Source organism: Novosphingobium sp. CECT 9465 (assembly GCF_920987055.1).
Taxonomy (GTDB): domain Bacteria; phylum Pseudomonadota; class Alphaproteobacteria; order Sphingomonadales; family Sphingomonadaceae; genus Novosphingobium.
The window spans coordinates 1-15,029 of the sequence record NZ_CAKLBX010000003.1; the positions used below are offsets into that span (position 1 = coordinate 1).

The 15,029-nt window shown below is 63.1% G+C and carries 13 protein-coding genes and 3 pseudogenes; 10 read left to right on the forward strand and 6 right to left on the reverse strand.

Annotation, left to right across the window (positions count from 1 at the left end):
• Positions 1 to 48: 48 nt before the first annotated feature.
• A complete protein-coding gene (locus tag LUA85_RS21760; protein WP_371823741.1) occupies positions 49 to 189 on the reverse strand; it encodes a hypothetical protein in 141 nt (46 codons plus the stop codon).
• 197 nt (positions 190 to 386) lie between these two features.
• Here LUA85_RS21760 and LUA85_RS19235 point away from each other — a divergent pair.
• Positions 387 to 1,430 (forward strand): annotated as a pseudogene (locus tag LUA85_RS19235) (tyrosine-type recombinase/integrase).
• Between the two features lie 1,299 nt (positions 1,431 to 2,729).
• Here LUA85_RS19235 and LUA85_RS19240 read toward each other — a convergent pair.
• On the reverse strand, positions 2,730 to 2,933 hold the full coding sequence (locus LUA85_RS19240; RefSeq protein WP_231472077.1) for a hypothetical protein: 204 nt from the start codon (positions 2,931 to 2,933) through the stop codon (positions 2,730 to 2,732).
• 937 nt (positions 2,934 to 3,870) lie between these two features.
• Here LUA85_RS19240 and LUA85_RS19245 point away from each other — a divergent pair.
• From LUA85_RS19245 to LUA85_RS19255, 3 genes are all read left to right on the forward strand, one after another.
• Positions 3,871 to 4,134: a hypothetical protein gene (locus tag LUA85_RS19245; protein ID WP_231472078.1), complete on the forward strand. Its 264-nt coding sequence runs from the start codon at positions 3,871 to 3,873 to the stop codon at positions 4,132 to 4,134.
• A gap of 311 nt (positions 4,135 to 4,445) precedes the next feature.
• Positions 4,446 to 4,634: a hypothetical protein gene (locus tag LUA85_RS19250; protein WP_231472079.1), complete on the forward strand. Its 189-nt coding sequence runs from the start codon at positions 4,446 to 4,448 to the stop codon at positions 4,632 to 4,634.
• A 133-nt stretch (positions 4,635 to 4,767) separates the two neighbouring features.
• Complete coding sequence (locus tag LUA85_RS19255) at positions 4,768 to 5,196, forward strand: hypothetical protein (protein WP_231472080.1); 429 nt, start codon at positions 4,768 to 4,770, stop codon at positions 5,194 to 5,196.
• Between the two features lie 119 nt (positions 5,197 to 5,315).
• Here LUA85_RS19255 and LUA85_RS19260 read toward each other — a convergent pair whose 3' ends face one another.
• Positions 5,316 to 5,471 (reverse strand): hypothetical protein, encoded by a 156-nt coding sequence (locus tag LUA85_RS19260; RefSeq protein WP_231472081.1) that lies wholly within the window; start codon positions 5,469 to 5,471, stop codon positions 5,316 to 5,318.
• Between the two features lie 68 nt (positions 5,472 to 5,539).
• Between LUA85_RS19260 and LUA85_RS19265 the strand changes: the two genes are divergently transcribed.
• Both LUA85_RS19265 and LUA85_RS19270 read left to right on the forward strand, forming a co-directional pair.
• On the forward strand, positions 5,540 to 8,269 hold the full coding sequence (locus LUA85_RS19265) for an Eco57I restriction-modification methylase domain-containing protein (RefSeq protein WP_231472082.1): 2,730 nt from the start codon (positions 5,540 to 5,542) through the stop codon (positions 8,267 to 8,269).
• Between the two features lie 427 nt (positions 8,270 to 8,696).
• Positions 8,697 to 9,938: pseudogene (locus LUA85_RS19270) on the forward strand (site-specific integrase).
• 312 nt (positions 9,939 to 10,250) lie between these two features.
• Here the strand turns inward: LUA85_RS19270 and LUA85_RS19280 are convergent.
• From LUA85_RS19280 to LUA85_RS19290, 3 genes are read right to left on the reverse strand one after another with little or no spacing between them, the layout of a single operon-like run.
• Positions 10,251 to 10,619: a hypothetical protein gene (locus LUA85_RS19280; RefSeq protein WP_231472085.1), complete on the reverse strand. Its 369-nt coding sequence runs from the start codon at positions 10,617 to 10,619 to the stop codon at positions 10,251 to 10,253.
• A gap of 28 nt (positions 10,620 to 10,647) precedes the next feature.
• Complete coding sequence (locus tag LUA85_RS19285) at positions 10,648 to 11,127, reverse strand: AAA family ATPase (RefSeq protein WP_231472086.1); 480 nt, start codon at positions 11,125 to 11,127, stop codon at positions 10,648 to 10,650.
• Positions 11,061 to 11,723 (reverse strand): Mu transposase C-terminal domain-containing protein, encoded by a 663-nt coding sequence (locus LUA85_RS19290; RefSeq protein WP_231472087.1) that lies wholly within the window; start codon positions 11,721 to 11,723, stop codon positions 11,061 to 11,063. Before LUA85_RS19290 ends, LUA85_RS19285 begins: the two co-directional genes overlap by 67 nt.
• Before the next feature lie 313 nt (positions 11,724 to 12,036).
• Between LUA85_RS19290 and LUA85_RS19295 the strand changes: the two genes are divergently transcribed.
• The 4 genes and pseudogenes from LUA85_RS19295 (at position 12,037) to LUA85_RS19310 (ending at position 14,832) form a co-directional block, all read left to right on the forward strand.
• Positions 12,037 to 12,411 (forward strand): hypothetical protein, encoded by a 375-nt coding sequence (locus LUA85_RS19295; protein WP_231472088.1) that lies wholly within the window; start codon positions 12,037 to 12,039, stop codon positions 12,409 to 12,411.
• A 231-nt stretch (positions 12,412 to 12,642) separates the two neighbouring features.
• Positions 12,643 to 13,215 (forward strand): annotated as a pseudogene (locus LUA85_RS19300) (recombinase family protein).
• Positions 13,216 to 13,766: 551 nt separating this feature from the next.
• Complete coding sequence (locus LUA85_RS19305) at positions 13,767 to 14,180, forward strand: hypothetical protein (protein ID WP_231472089.1); 414 nt, start codon at positions 13,767 to 13,769, stop codon at positions 14,178 to 14,180.
• Between the two features lie 364 nt (positions 14,181 to 14,544).
• A complete protein-coding gene (locus LUA85_RS19310; protein ID WP_231472230.1) occupies positions 14,545 to 14,832 on the forward strand; it encodes a hypothetical protein in 288 nt (95 codons plus the stop codon).
• The last annotated feature ends 197 nt before the right edge of the window (positions 14,833 to 15,029 follow it).

Sequence of the window (15,029 nt, forward strand, 5' to 3'; positions counted from 1 at the left end):
GGCGCGACAGTGTCTCCGGACACGAAACCCCGTGCTGGCAACAACAACCTATGTCATCGGCGAGGAACCGCTGACGCCGGCAGCGGTGCGATTGATCATCAAGAGGGTCGCACAGCGGGCAGCAGACGATACCTCGTCAATCTCGTCGGCAAGGACCTCGACACGGCGATCGCGGCGCTCAGTACGCATTCGCTCAGGGTCGGGTTGACCAGGATTTGTTCGCACCCGGCGAAGACGCCGGACCGATCGCGCAGGCGCTGCGGTGGACGTCGACGTCCACCGCTGCGATATGGCCGCAAGCTGGCTCCGGCATCCAACGCAACGCGCGAATGCTGCGCGAGGTGAGGAGATAATGGCCTCAAGCAGCCAATCCGTTGCCATCAATTATGGCAAGCGGGCCTGAACTTGGCGTCAGGAATGATCGAAACTTTGGCAGCCGACAACTGCCGGCCACGCCCGAGATCGTCGCCGACTATCTCGACGCGCGGGCAGGGCAGGGGGCCAAGCCGCCTCGCTTGGCCGCTACAAGGCGTCGATCGCCAAGATCCATCAGCTGCTTGATCTCAAGGATCCCACCCAGGCTGATCTCGTGAAGCTGCGGCTACGCGCGATCCGGCGCGAGAAGGGCACCGCGCAGGCTCAGGCGCGTCCCTTGCGCTTCAAGGGGCCAGTGCGAGACGTGGAGCGCGACAGTCCTCGCGGACTGAATGTGCGAGCTTTGCTGGAGGCGTGCGCGGGCGATCTGCCAGGCCTGCGGGACGAGCCCTGTTGTCGGTGGCCTATGACACGGGGCTCCGTGCATCGGAGCTCGTCGCAATCAGCATCAATGACATTCTCGAGGCGCTTGATCCGAAGCGCGCCTCCTCGCCATCGCGCGAAGCAAAGGCGATCAGGAGGGCGAGGGAGCCACAGCCTATTTGTCGCCCCGCTCTGTGCGGGCTGTCGCGGCGTGGAGAGAGGCCGCTGGGATCGACGCGGGGCCGTTGTTCCGGCGGGTGCAGGTACGGCGCTACAAAGCGCGGGCGGCTGTGAAGGGTCGTTCGATCGACAGCATATCGGGCCGTGAGACTTGGGATCTGCGCAAGACGCTGTCAAGCCCGCTGTGAAGGCGCGGGTCGAGTATGACATCGGCGCCGCGGCGCTCCATCCGGGATCGATCGGCCCGATCTGGCGGGCAATCATTCAGCGTGCGTTTCGATCGCGGCGCATTGGGCGACCTTACCGCTGACGATCTGGCCCGACTGCTGAAGGGAATAAGCGCTCATTCGACGCGGGTGGGTCTTAATCAGGACCTGTTCGTCGCGGGCGAAGATTTGGCCGGGATCATGGACGCGCTGCGCTGGAAAAGTCCCCGCATGCCGCTCGCCTATAATCGTAATTTAGCGGCCGAAGCAGGAGCGGTTGGTCGCCTGTCTCGCAAGCTGGAATGACTGAGTTTGGGACATTCCTGCCGTTCCGACTGCGCGCGATGAACGGCCGCTCTTAGCAAGAGCAGCCGTCCATTATTCCATGTTCACTCTCGTACCTATAAACGGGACCTGGCCGTGTGCAGGCTGGCTCTCGCCCATAGGGTCCATCCTACCGCGTCGGAGAATCATTTCCGAGCCTTCTTGGCTATAGTGGATCTTGACTGGCTCCGCCGAGATGGCTCGGAGGAGCGACGACAGTATTCAATGGTCACTGTTCGCCTTACCCTGCTGGCGGAAGTGTCAACCCGAGCCAACTGGCGATCTCTTGTTCTGCTCTTGTATCAAGCGCCACGCCGACAGCTCCCGCTCGCTCGATCACTGCGTCCAGGAACGCCCTTGCGATCTCCTGCGCACTCGGTGGAACCTCCGCGTCTAGACGGGCCCCTCCGAACTGACAGCCTCGCGCCACGTATCCGATCGTGGCGAGCGGAGGACGGACACACCATCGCGGGCAAGCGCATCGCGGCCCAGCGCGTCGCTTCCGTTAGGTTGAACTCGTTGGACGCGGCGAAGGTCGACAGGGCTCGAATAGCCTCGGCCAATGCTCTTGCTTAACTCGCGGCAGATCAAGGGCGTTTTGAGAGGAGTTCGACGGGCTTCGGTTGCTGAGCGGCTTCACCGGCCGTGGCGCCGGCGGAGGCTGGTGCCTGTCCTCATCCACAGTGGTGTTGCGAGAAGCGGACATGCGGTAGCCCTAGGCGGCGACGGCCGCTAAAAAGCTACGTGCTCGTACCAGCGAGAACGCTTGGCACCGGGAAGCGCCCGGGCCGCCTCCAGCGCGAGGGCAGCAAGGTTGAGCGGGGCGCTGGCCCCCTCATACCTCTTTCGCACAAAATCGGCGAATGCAGTCTCGGGCCTCGGCATTCTTGTCGCCATCTGCAGCAACTTCAGAGCGGGCGGGCGGGTCCTCCTCGGTGGATTCTCCGTGTCTGCCGCGACGAGGGCACGAATAGCGTCGTACCCGACAATGCTATCTGCCAGAGCAGTGTAAGCGGATGAGAGGTATCCCGGCGATATGATCGTAATCCGGCGGTCCTCGGCACGCAGGCGCTGGAGCAACGGGGTAAAGTCGGAGTCCCGGAGGCGAGCACAAACTCGTCGAAACGAGTACGTGGCCGAGAAGATCGAGCGCGTCGATGACAATGCGAATGTCGGCCGCGTTCTTGCCCCCCGCGCCACTACGGGGCAGTCGATAACTTCGAACCCCGCACGTACGAGTCCCGGGCGAAAACGGAGAGTACAGGCGGTCGTTGGTCTCGCCTACCGCGCGCAAGTAACCGGCGGATTGAGGTAGCAGCGCGCCACCAGCCAGCGCCGGGAATCGCCCGACAGGTGCGTGTTAGCGAGGACCTGAAGCCAGTCGGCGGGCTCGGAAGCGAACCGTAATGCAGCGTCGCGATCGAGATCCCAAAGGGTGATGAAAACGTTGTCGAAATCGACGAGAATCGCGCTTTTCGCAACCATGTAAAATCTCCATTTAAAAGGTATCGCGCGGCCAATCCGCGAGATTCCCTGCCGCGACCGACAAGATAATTCGTAGCAAAGGCTATGAATTTGCAGTTGGTTCGAAGCCCCCGTAGCATACGCTTATTGAGCGGCCTTGCAAGCGGGACACTACCGCCACAGCTGCAAGGACCCGACTGACTCGTCGCCTTCTCTCTAGCATTGCACTATCCAGCAGCACAGGCACGACTTAGCCTCACGGCTGCCACACTTTTGGAGTTCACGTATGAATTTGGGCAAAGCAGTTGGGCTGTTTTGCTGTTCGATCACATGCAGCGGAAGCAATAATTATCACGAGATGGTAGACCGCCTGAATGGGCATATCAGCCGGTGGGAGGACATCAATTTCTCGTTTGGAATCCACGCAATCCAGAATATCGGACAGCATACACTCCAATAAGAAAGACTGGCAAAAGCGGAAGGTTTTCTGGAAAGGCAGCTGAGTCCGCCGTCACAGGAATGGGCACAGCGGCAAGAGAAGATTGCGACCACACATTCCCGTGAGGAGCGCAGAGCCGAGGCCGCTGCAAAATTGCTAGACTACCGCAACCGGGTTGCGAGCGCTGAGCAGCGTATCGTCAAACTACGTTCATGGATTGCAGAGGCGAAAGCCGGTGCGCGACATCAGTCGGAAAATTCCGACATCGAGTACAAAATTCGTACGCTCGAAGCAAAATTTGAAGCAAGTGTCTATTTGGCTGCCTCGCTCACGGACGATCCCTAGTGGCGCGTCAAGTTTGCCGGATTTTTTTGGAAGCCGTTTTGGAAGGGCTTGTTCCTTTATAGGCATCCCAAATCAAAAAAAGCGACCGCCCGGTGCCCATATTCTGGATCGCGCCCTTTTTTCCATCGTTCGTCACCGGACAGGCATGCCATCAGCGGGCGACCGCTCTTGGCAGTGCCTGTCCTTCCAACCGGCAACAGCGAGCGCCTTAAACTGGTCGTAAGCAGCCGCCAAATCGCCTCACGGATCAACGCCGTATCGCTGATGGGCCTGACGCATGTACTGCGCTGGCATTCGCACCGCCGCGAACGCGATCGTCGGCCGCGCGAGCAGGGACATGCCTCTCCTGATGATCCGTTCGCGATCGGCGAATGGCTTGACGAACAGGCGCCGCTCACGCCCTGGCGCCGGCCTGTTGCGAGGAAGGGTATTTCCTGAAACCGAGCGACGAGCGTTGGTCGACCGGAGCCAGTCTGGACGAATAGGGTCGGTTTTTTTATTCGGCGCCACAAAGCCGCAGGTTGACCAAATGTTTCCTATTGTGTTCTTCGTTATGACAACGGTTTTTAGCCGTTTCCATCAATCCGCCTGAGCCAGCGTGAGTCGAGGAGTCGATCCAGATTTCTTTATTTCTGTCTTTCCAGATTTCAGGAATTCCTCTTTCCGGATTGCCAGAAAGGCGGAAATTCTGTATTTCTGCCCAAACCGAAGCAGCCGAGAGGGAACATGGCCGCAGTGGAGGGCGTATCTTGGCCAGCAGTCGAACCCATCCGGCGACGAGGAATCATGGGGGCGACGGCGAGAAACAAGTCGCTCAATTTCAAGGTGAGTCCCGACTTCAAGAAAGAGTTCAAGGCTTCGCGGTCTCCCAAGGGATCACGATGACCGATCTGCTGAAGGAGGGCTTCGCGCGCTCGAAGAAGAAGCGGCAGAAATGATCGTGGTGCCGTTCGCCCTTCCATCCGCCTCGGTCCGAGGAGGGGATGTGACGCTCCACACACCCGGCGCTGCATTCGAAGGCGCTGAATGGCTTTTTCGCGATCGGGCGCGGGGGCGATCTGCCCGCCGTCGATGGCCTGGTCGCTGTCGATGCTATGTTCCGGCGGGGCGGCCCCCCGAGGAAGTCGCCTTCATCGAGAAGGCCGCGAGCTACGGCGCGCGCGCGGTATTTTTCGAAGCTGGCCGGCATGGTCGCGCATCGGTCGCGCAGGCCTTCGTTTTCGATGCTGCCGCGCATGCCGACGATCGGCTTTCGCTGAGCTGCACAAGCGGCTGTGGAGCTGGAGCGGCGTCCCGATCGTCTACCGCGCCGGTCCGGGGCAGATTCAGCTCTTCCGCTGCGCGCATGCGCCCGATTTCGTCGGTCCCGACGACACGCCAATCTGCCGGCCGATCCGCACGCTGGCGATCGGCGCGGAGATCGCGGTGCAGGACGTATGGTGGGATGCCGCTCGCATCCGCAATGGCGCCATCTGGGACGACCCGATGCCTGCCGCCTGATGCTTTCGGCTCAGAAATCGGCCCATCGTAAACTGGTCGAAGAAGTCCGCGAGCTCGCTAGGCAGATGGGCGAGCGTAGGTTGCTCGATGGCGGGCTGCAGCGGCGATTACTGATCCTCTCACTGCTCATCGCCTATCTCGAGGAACGGTCGGTCCTTCTGCCGGACGACTTCGCTCGCGCCTTGCCTGGCGCCACCCACTTTTTCGAGGTTCTGGGCAATGGTCCGGCGTTGATAACATTGCTCGAAGCGCTCGAAGAGCGGTTCAACGGACATGTGTTCCGCCTGAAGGATGCAGAGCGCGCAGCGCTGGCCGACAGCACCGAACTCGCAGCTACGCGCGGTTGGTCGAGGGCTTCGAGGATTCGACGGGGCAGTTCAGCCTCTGGCGCCTCTACTCCTTCCGCGACCTGCCGGTGGAGCTTATCAGCAACATCTACCAGCTCTTCGTGAAAGACGCGGCCAGCTCGATCTACACGCCGCCGGCGTTGGTTCGGCTAATGCTGGAAGAGACGCTGAGCTGGGACCGTATCGACCGGCTCATGGCCGGGGACGGGTCATCCTCGATCCGGCCTGCGGATCGGGCGTCTTCCTGGTCGAGGCATACAAGCGGCTGGTGCTGCACTGGCGCTGGCGCAACGGCTGGGCGCGTCCGGATGTCGACGATCTGCGTCCGCTGCTCCAGCGCGTGCATGGGTGTCGATCTCGAAGAGGGGGCGGTCGAACTGGCCGCGTTCAGCCTGTGCCTGAGCCTGTGCGACGCTCTCCAGCCCGAAGAGATCCGCTCCAGCGTCAAGCTGTTTCCGCGGCTCGCCGACAACACGCTCCACTGGAGCTGCTTCTTCGAGGCCAAAGAGCGCGGCCTGGTCCAGGCGCCGGTCGCGGTCGTCGTAGGCAATCCGCCGTTCGAATCCGCTCTCACGACGGACGGCGCGAGGCGAAGCTATGCCGCCTATACCAAGGCGCATGGGGCGCTCGCCGACAACCAGCTCGCCTATCTCTTTCTCAGCGAGGCGATGGAGCTGCTTTCGCCGGGCGGCGTGCTCGCGATGGTCGAGCCCGCGGGCTTTCTCTACAACCAGCACGCTCTCACGTTCCGTCAGTCCTTCTTCAGCCGCTGGTCGGTCCGTGAGGTTCTGGACTTCGTCTCGGTTCGGGGCCTCTTCAAGAAGGGCGAGGCCGACCCGAAGGTCGTCGTGGTCATTGCCGAGGCGGTGCAGCCGACCGCCGACAGCCGCCTCCTTCATGCCGTGTTTCGCCGCAACGGCCGGGCGACGGCCGAGCAGGGCTTCGACATCGACTATTATGACCTGCACTGGTTCGGCAACGCGATCGCGGAGAAGTCTCGCGACATCTGGCGGGCGAACCTGCTCGGCGGAAGCCGCGTCCACGACCTGATCCAGCGCTTGCGCGATTATCCGACTCTGCGGGATTTCGCGCAGAAGCATCAGTGGGATTTCGGCGAAGGCTATATCGCCGGCCGGAAGGGCATCTCGCGCCCAGCGGAGCACCTCGTCGGCAAGCCGCTGCTTCCGACCAGCAACCTGTCGCGTGATGGGCTCGATACGCGCTTTCTCGACGTCGTGCCCGACAAGCCGATCAAGGACACCAAGACCGCGCGGCGTTTCACGCCGCCTTTGCTGCTCATCAAGGAGCACGAGGATCTGCACCATGGCGTGTGGAACGGCCACTACCTCGCCTACAAGCACGAGATCGTCGGCTTGGCGGCCCCGGCGGAGCAACTCGGTGCGCTGAGCGCGATCAACGATTGGCTCTTCCGAGAAGCGACGGTTCTGCGTGCCTACGTGGCGGGGATCAGCGCTCGGCTCTTCACGCAGCGCGCCACCGCCATTCTGAGCGCCGACGTTCTGGCCGTGCCCTATCCCGAGGATCATGACCTCGACCTCAGCGAGAACGAGCGGATCGTTGCGGCGGATGTGGTCGAACACCAGCGCGAATTCATCCGCCTCGGCACCGGCGCCGCCGTCATGCGGCCCGCGCCGGGCGAAGCCCTTGCCGAATTCGACGACGTTTTCGCCCGGCAGATCAATGCGGTTTATCCGCGTACCGCCCTGAAGGCGCTGCCGGGTCAGCGCTGGCCTGGGGCGATCTGCAAGGCCTATGTCTTCGGTGATGGCGAGGTGGATTGGACCGGCGCGGATGGACTGCGCCAGAAGCTCGATGCGCTGCTCCAAGAGCGCCGGGGCACCAGCCTGACGATCACGCGGATTACCCGGTTGTACGACGACGGCTTCGTGTTCTTGTTGAAGCCCGATCGCCATCGTTTTTGGACGCCCCCATCGCGCTTCGGGACGCCGACGACGTGCTCGCCGACCTCAGAGCGCAGGGCTTCTGAGGTGCTGGCGGACGAAGGCGAACGCGGTAGACCGGCGGGAGCGCTGAGTGTCGGTATCCATCAGCCCGGAGAATGGCTGTCGGCGCTGGTCGGTTTCATCGGCGGTGCGCTGGCGGGCTGGCGCGATGATCCGGCGCGCGAAGCGGCGACCGGCGAGACCAAGCTGACGGCGCAGCTCTGCTCGCGGCTGAATAGTCTCTCTCGCCACGCGCCAGGCTGGGATTTCATCCAGTTCAAGCGCGAGGAGCCTGATGAAGCTGATGGCCGCCGCGCGATCGACCTTGCCGTCGCCCCGAGCGGAGCCATCATCTGGATCGAAGGGCGCGAATACACCGAGTATCGCACCTTGCTCCCGATCGAATGCAAGCGCCTGCCCACGCCCGCAGCGGCGGATCGCGACGAACGCGAGTACCTGATCAGCCGGTTCAGTTCGACGGGTGGGATTCAGCGCTTTAAGGCTGGGCACCACGGTGGCAGCCATCGCCGTGCCGCGATGATCGGCTATGTCCAGGTCAACGACATCCCGCATTGGAAACAGCAGCTCGATAGCTGGGTTGATGCGATCGTAGGCGACACAGTGGAAAACTGGTCGGTCACGGATAAGTTGGCGCTGCTAGGCCACGATGCAGCGCAGCGCCTGGCGTTCCTGCGATCCCATCATCAACGACTCGCCGGCCTGTCTCCGATCCAGATCGATCATCTCTGGATCGAGATGTAGAACGCGATTCCCGACCGGGCCGGCGAAGTCGTGACGTGGCCTCGGCCAGGGAACCGAAAGTCCTCGAAGATCGGGTTCGGCAAACGCCTTCGCGAATGATCGCTCATTCCCTTGCTGGGACGTAGCACTGGCATGAGCGGATCAGGGCCAAGATCAAAGACCGCTTCTCCATCTTGGCGAGTAAATCCGGACAGTCCCAAACGTCCGACTTTTCTGACATTGGGCGACCCGGAAGCAAGCGGGAAAACATGTCCGCATTTGGAAGTCGGAAACCGGCTTTGAATGACAATGATTGGTCGACTGCTGACGGCACTCCATGGTGCTAGATCGAGAAAACGCTTATTGCGATAATACAGTTATCACATAAGCAGATTTGACACCCCTTTATAACGTGCGGTACAAGCGCCGCCGAGCAGCTAGGCGTGTCATGGCTATCGAAACCGCCCAGGAAGGGCAGAAAACCGTTGTGGCGGCGCCTGAGGCGACCCTGCCGGTCGTCGGGGCTTCGGCCGACATTGCTTGGACGATCGTGCAGATGCGCGCCGGCGAGCGCATCACCGTCAACGAGGCGCTGATCGCCGCCTATCAGGGCGCCTCGTCGCCCCACAGCATCCGCGCGCTCAAATCCGACGTCGAAGCGTTCGACGCGTGGTGTCGGGCGCACCAACCGGATCGCGCTGCCGGCGACGGCCGAGACCGTGGCCGATTATCTCGACGCGCGGGCCGGGAAGGGGAGCCGGCCGGCCTCGCTATCCCGCTACAAGGCGTCGATCGCCAAGATCCACCAGCTGCTCGAGCTCAAGGATCCGACGCCGGCGCCGCTGGTGAAGCTGCGGCTCCAGACGGTGCGCCGCGAGAAGGGGCTGCGCAGAAGCAGGCGCGGCCGCTGCGGTTCAAGGGCCCGGTGCGCGACGTCGAGCGCGACAAGGCGCGGGGGCTCAACATCCGCGCGCTGCTCGAGAGTTGTGGCGAGGATCTGCCGGGGCTGCGTGATCGGGCGCTGCTATCGGCCGCTTATGACACCGGGCTGCGCGCCTCCGAACTGGTGGCGGTCGCCATTGAGCATATTGAGGAGGCGATCGATCCGAAGCGCGGCTGCTGCAGATTTCTGCGTCATAAGGGCGATCAAGACGACGGGGAGGGGGGCGACCGCCTACCTCAGCCCGCGCACCGTCGCGGCGATCGCGGCGTGGACCGAAGCGGCGGGGATCACGACAGGGCCGCTGTTCCGGCGGGTGCAGGTGCGGCGCTACAAGGCGCGGGCAGCCGTGCGCGGTCGGCCGATACAGCATCTCGGGCCGGGAGACGTGGGATCTGCGCAAGACGCTGTCCAAGCCGGCGGGGTGAAGGCGCGCGTCGAATATGACATCGGCACCGTGGCGCTGCACCCGGGCTATCGGACCAATCTTCGGTCGATCATCGGCCGGCGCGTTCGACCGTGGCGCCGCTGCCCGATTTGACGGCGGACGATCTGGCGCGGTTGCTGAAGGGGATCAGTGCGCACTCGACGCGGATCGGGCTCAATCAGGACCTGTTCGCCAGCGGGGAGGATTTGGCCGGCATCATGGACGCGCTGCGGTGGAAGTCGCCGCGGATGCCGCTCGCTTATAATCGCAATCTCGCGGCAGAGCAGGGGGCGGCGGGGCGCCTTATGGCGAAGATTGGCTAGTCATGACGGCCTAAATAGGTCTTTGGATGATGCCGTGCGACCACACGACGGCGGCAGGTAGATCGAGGGATTTGCGCAGCGGCAAGAACCGGAGAAGGGAGGCTGAGCCCCCGGGGTCTTGAGCTACAACGTTAAGCCTAAGAAACGGGCAGGGGCCTGGTAGCGCGTAGTGTATGAGCGAAGCCACCATCGCTCAAACTCATCAGCACAGTCCAATTTCGAAGAGGAAACAAGAAAGTGGTTCCGGAACCGTATGGATCTTATCCTGGTAAACGCTCGCGCTAAATGGCGGCGTTCTGATCGCGCTATTTGTCAGTTGCCGGGTCCGATGACGAGGCAATCGCGCGCGGCCTGAACGATGTCAGCGGTGACCTCCTCGACGCGGTTGAGGGTCATGATCCGCCGCATCTGCGCGAACAGGCGCTCCATGAGCCGGAAGTTGCCGCGCGTGATGCGGATCACGGCTGCCTGCGCTTCGATCGCGTCGAGTTGGGCCGGGTCGAAGCTGATCCCGAAATCGCCGGCGTGGGTCGCGAGCAGCAGCCGCATTTCGGTCTCGGTAAGCGGTTTGAACTCGTGGACGAAGCCGATCCGCGAGTAGAGCTGGGCATAGCGGGCGAGGCGCTTCTCCAAGCCCGGCATACCCATCAGGATCAGCCCGAAGCCGTGGCGATCGGCCATGTCGCGAGATGTTCGAGCGACTTTATGGTCAGGCGGTCGGCCTCGTCGACGATGACGAGGGGCAGGCGATGCGGGCGGCGTCATGGGTGATTTCGTCCTGCGAGCCGCCCCGGACCGTCAGCCGGGCATAGCCCAGCTTAATGAGGTTGAGGCCCAACACCGCGTCGATCGTCTTGGGCGTGTTGCTGACCGACACGGTGTAGAAGACGGCGCGGCAGCGAGCGACCTTTTCGCCAAGGAGCGCGGCAATGGGACGGAGCGCGGCATATTCCCCCAGGTCGGGGAAGCTGGAAAACTCGCGCGCCGATCGCGTCTTTCCGACGCCCGGCCGGCCATGACACACGCCGATATAGCGGTAGTGCGCGCAGGCTTCGGCAAACTCGACGAACCGGGCATGTTCGCGGGTCGCCAGGAACGGCTGCTCGACCAGGAACTCAATCGTCAGCGGCGTAGAGCCGGAGCCCTCGGTAGGTGGTGGGCCGGGAAGCCGTATCCTCTTGGTCGCCATCGAAGGTCTCCGTGGGGGCAGGCACCCTGCTTGTCGCGCTCCTTCGCGCCGCGCCGGGCGCGCTGGATCGCGCGCAACGACGGGTGCCCAGCGTGCTCGGAGCTGAGCGCACGGCAGACGAACCGGCCCTGGTGGTAGACGTGGATCTCGGTCAGGTCGCGGGGGTCATAGACCGCCTCGACCTGCTCGCCGACGAAGGCCGCGAGCGTGGGTTCGACATAGCGCCTGCCCATCAGACGGATGCCGTCGCGCAGCACTTTACGGGGCTTGGGCACGTGCACGAACAGCATGTCGAGCTGTTCAAGGCTGTCGGGCATTGCGGGCAGGAACCCGCCCTTCTGCCAGCGCGTGATCGGCGGTTCGCCGGTGCTGCCATGCGGGCGACGATGATAGACGCCGCACACGAACGCCTCGAAGCGGGCGCGCAGCTCGTCGAGCGTGAGCACTGGCGCCGACAGCGGCTTGCCCGCGATCAGGTGGCCGGGCAGGTCGGGCAGGAACATGTCGTTGATGGTGCGGAACAGCCGCTCGATCTTGCCGCGCCCGCGAGGACGCCCCGGCAGCGAATGGATGAGGCGGATTTGAGGGCGATGCACGCCTGCTCGATATGCTCGGAGATGAAATCCGAGCCGTTGTCGACGTAAAGCTGTTCGGGAATGCCGCTGACGATCCATTCGGGATTGGGCTTGCGCCAGATCGCCTGCCGCAAGGCGAGCGCCGTGTTGAGGGCACTGGGGCATCGAGGCTGAGGAAGTAACCGGCGATGGCTCGGCTGTGATCGTCAACGATGACGGTCAGCCAAGGACGCACCGGGGTTCCGGCATCATCGAGCACGAGAATGTCGAGAACGGTATGATCGGCCTGCCACATCTCGTTCGAGGTCGCGGCTTCGCGCCGATGCACTAGCTCGTGCTGGTCGCGGTAGACGGCCGGATCGGAGGCTGCGGCGATCTGGCTTGCCGGTATCGCCCTGACGACACGCGCGACGGCCGCATAGCTGGGGGTTCGGTGTCCATGCGCGATGGCGAGTTCCTGCACCTTTCGGTGAATGGCGGCGACCGGGGGTCGCGGGCGCTTGGTGGCGAGAGTGCGGGTCAGTTCGACCAGATGTTCCGGCAGGTGCAGCCTGCCCCGATCGTTGCGCGGCAGACGCGCGAGACCGGCAAGTCCTTCGGCACGGTAGCGCCCGAGCCAGCGCTGCAACGTCCGCTCGCTCAGCGTGCCGGTGCGGCGAGGTCCGCGAGCGGGATGCCATCGGCGAGGTGCGGTTCAAGGACGCGGTAGCGCTCGATCGCCAGCGGCGGGACAAGCGCCGGATGCGTCACCGCCGACGGTCCGTGTCGCAGGTAAGGAAAACGGAGATTTGCTGCCCATCGCCATGCGAGTCCGCTCGCGTTGCCAAACCGGCCTGTTCGACGTAAATCTACCCGGTAAAGAAAACTAGGGCAACATAGACCTGCCGATGACGACTTTCTTCCCAAACCGCGCCCGATCGGGGCGCCACCGGCCCTACGCATGAAAATCGGTTACGCCCGCGTATCGACCGCCGAGCAGAACCTGGACCTCCAGCGTGATGCGCTGAAGGCTGCCGGCTGCAGAAGGTCATCACCGACAAGGCCTCCGGGGCGACTGCCGCTCGCCCTGGATTGGAAAAGGTGAAGGAGCTGCTTCGCGCCGGCGACACACTGGTGGTCTGGCGCCTCGACAGGCTCGGCCGCTCGCTCCGTGATCTGATCGGATGGATGACCTACCTCGACGAGGAAAAGGTCGGGCTGCTGAGCCTGCACGAGGCGATCGACACGACCACCACGTCGGGCAAGCTTACCTTCCACCTGTTCGGGGCATTGGCGGAGTTCGAGCGCAACCTGATCCGCGAGCGGACCCAGGCCGGTCTCACCGCAGCCCGCGCTCGCGGCAAGAAGGGTGGCCGGCCGGCCGCACTCGGCAAGGACAAGCGCGACCTGCCCGTCAGGCTCTACCACGAGAACACGATGCCGATCGCCAAGATTTGCTCGATGCTCGGCATCTCCAAGCCAAAACTCTACGCCTATGTGCGAGTCGGCCGAGACCAAGCCGGTAGCCGCGTAGCGACGCTCGCCGACAAATAGCGCGATCAGAATGCCGCCACTTAGCGCGAGCGTTTACACCGTTCGCGTCCCGATCGGCCCAGCGTCCCCGGAACCGTTCGTTATCGGGAAGGCATCTAAGCGGTCTGCACCATCCTTCATCTAAAGTTCTCCAAGCGCTTCTGGGATTTTCGGGCGCACCAAAAGCACTTGCTCCTCCAGTGGCTGGAGCATGTAACCGCAATTTGCTCTCCTGCGGACGGGGGGCTGGAGGTGGCTTTTTGACGGCCCGTGTTGAAGCAATCGGTATGTCTCGACGCTCATTAGTGGCGCGGCTGGTGGCCTGTGGAACCGGCTTGGTGCTCGGTTCTCCAACGCTCGCGCGACAGACTTCCCGGTCTGCGGCGTGGAACTTCGGTGCGGCTCACCTCGAATGGGAGCCGCTGGAAGTCGCACGGGTGATACCCTCCTTGTTTCGGCACAAGTGCGCGGAGTGCCGTGTGCGGGCGGTGCTCGACAGTGGCAGCGCGCGTCGATCATGCACGGCGCTCGCGGCGAAGCTCGGCTTGAACGATGGTGACGCGCATGATTAGCGGGCTGAGCGCCAAGGCCCGGGTGCTGCTGGTCCGCGACATCGACGTACAGCTTCGCCCGCGAACCCGTCGCTTACCCTTTGCCGTCGTTGGTGATCTGAGTTCAGTGTCGGCGGCCTTCGGACGACCGATCGATATCCTCCTCGGTGCCGATATGTTCACGGGTAGCTGCATCGCGCTCGATTTCGCGAAAAGGCGTATGGCGGTCGTCAAGTCAGGCACGTTTCTCGCCGGTCCCGACTGGCGCGCTGTCGCGCTCGGGCGCGGTGCCAAGCAGGAGCTGTTCATTCGAGCTTCCGTCTCGGGTTTGCCTCCCGTGCCCTTGATGATCGATCTTGGCAGCTCGGCCGCGCTGATGCTCTCGTCGGCCTATGCCCGCGATCAAGGCTGTTGAACGGGAAGCTCGTCTCGACCGCGGCGATCGCGGCGTCGATGTGTGCGTATCAACGATGCTTTCACGATCCAGAACATCAACTCGAAGGCTTGGCGTCTCGAACGTCCCCACACTCGGATGAGAGCTTGGCTCTCCACCAGCACGGTTGGCAATGTCGGCCTACCGCTGATCGCTCAATTCGACGTGGTGTTCGACGTGACCGCCGGATTCGTGTGGCTCCGGCCACTCGGTCCTCGTCGTCGCCTGCCGATGCTGAAGGACCGTAGCGCCTTGGCCTCGCAGCCTCACCACGGCGCTCACCGTTGTTTCATGTGGCGGCGAACAGTCCCGCGGAAAAGGCTGGCTGGGCGTCGGCGACCGGATCGTGGCGGTGAACGGCCATTCGATCGATGCGAACTATACGCGTGGGGAGCTCTGGCAAGTGCGCTCCCGTCCTGCTGGCACCCTCGTAAAGCTGACGATGGCCTCGGTGATGTGCGCGAGCTCAGGCTGGCCGATTATTATTGATCGGCTTGAGGTGGCCTTTGCCGATCGCCTTCATGATCCGACAATCGCCATGCGCGCCTTGGTGCAGCTCTGGCTGAGCATTGCCAACTCATCCCGCAACACCGCGAGTTGCGCCAGTCTCTCCTCCACATCCTTGAGGTGCTGAGCAGCGATAGCTGAGGCGGCCCACATCCTGGTCCGGTTCTGCTCCGCCCCATCAACGAACGGATCTCGTCGACGGAGAAGCCAAGCCGGCGACCGTTGCGGATGAAGTGCAAACGCTCAATGTCACTGGCATCGTAGGTTCTGCGACCCGACGCCGTGCGAGGGCGGATCGGAGCAACCCGATCGACTCATAAAAGC